This window comes from Parasphingomonas frigoris (assembly GCF_036663815.1).
In the GTDB taxonomy this organism is placed as follows: domain Bacteria; phylum Pseudomonadota; class Alphaproteobacteria; order Sphingomonadales; family Sphingomonadaceae; genus Sphingomonas.
The window spans coordinates 1-1,037 of the sequence record NZ_JAXOJQ010000099.1; the positions used below are offsets into that span (position 1 = coordinate 1).

Consider the following 1,037-nt stretch of genomic DNA (forward strand, 5'->3'; position numbering starts at 1 on the left):
GCGAGTAGGCATGATCTGAGCGCGAATTTGTCAAAGTCGCTTTCATAGGCAACAAGTCAAACGTCGCCGGACGTTTCGGCAACATGCGACATGTCGACCGGTAGCAGCGACGACGCTGGGTCAGACACCGAACGAAGCAGGCTTGGATCATGTGTAACAGAGCAATGTTCGACGGCGAGCCGGAAACGATCACCGAACGGTTCGGTGCCGAATGGCTTGCCGACAAACCAATGGACAATCGGTTCGACCCGAAGGAACTGCGCCCGTTCGGTCGGGCGTACGTCGTGCGGAAAGAAGGCGACCGCCGCGGACTCGACGTGATGGAATGGGACGTTCTGGCCGGGCAGGCGAAACAGGCCGGTCGCAAGGTTGCGCAGACCAACGTCCGCACGTTGCATCTTCCGCAATGGCGTTCGCTCGTCACCGATCCAGACAACCGCTGCCTGATACCACTGACGGAATTCTGCGAATGGGCTCGCGAGCCCACCGACCTCGGCGACTGCAAGAAGCCGATCAAGGGGGAGATGTGGTTCGCCGTTACAGATCAGCCCGTGTTCGCCATTGCCGGCTTCTGGCGACAGGTCGGTAACCAGCGCTACTTCGCGATGGTCACGTGCGATGCGAACGAACTGGTGGCACCGATCCACCCCAAGGCGATGATCACGATCCTGAGGCCGGATGATCACGACCGTTGGCTCACGGGAAGCTATGACGACGTGCTGGCGCTGCAGCGGCCATATCCGGCCGCTCAGATGACTGTCCGTGGCCCGGTGTTTCCGACACGTGGAAACACTCCCAATGTCTGAGCTGCCGGCCATGTCCGAGCGGGAAGTCTGGGAAAAGGCGTCGACTATCGCGGCAGCATTTGGAGACGACGAGGCTGAGCATTTTACGGACAGGCTTTTCGACATTCTTCGCGACACCACAAATCCGCAAGACTGGCGTCGGGTCGCGGCTGCGCTCGATGTGATTGCTGGGGCGTCCAAACAATAGCGTCAGTTCCTCACTGATCCTTTGGCTCCGGGACGTTGTCCACG

2 protein-coding genes are annotated in these 1,037 nt (G+C 59.9%); both read left to right on the forward strand.

The window, feature by feature from the left end; all coding sequences use genetic code 11:
• Positions 1 to 149: 149 nt before the first annotated feature.
• Complete coding sequence (locus tag U1872_RS22755; protein ID WP_332795115.1) at positions 150 to 806, forward strand: SOS response-associated peptidase family protein; 657 nt, start codon at positions 150 to 152, stop codon at positions 804 to 806.
• Entirely contained in the window at positions 799 to 993 is a 195-nt protein-coding gene (locus U1872_RS22760) for a hypothetical protein (protein WP_332747822.1), read from the forward strand. Before U1872_RS22755 ends, U1872_RS22760 begins: the two co-directional genes overlap by 8 nt.
• Positions 994 to 1,037: the final 44 nt, after the last annotated feature.

Bases quoted from the DNA above. Each gene is read 5' to 3' on its own strand.
- U1872_RS22755 (WP_332795115.1), top strand. From the start codon at position 150: ATGTGTAACAGAGCAATGTTCGACGGCGAGCCGGAAACGATCACCGAA.
- U1872_RS22760 (WP_332747822.1), top strand. From the start codon at position 799: ATGTCTGAGCTGCCGGCCATGTCCGAGCGGGAAGTCTGGGAAAAGGCG.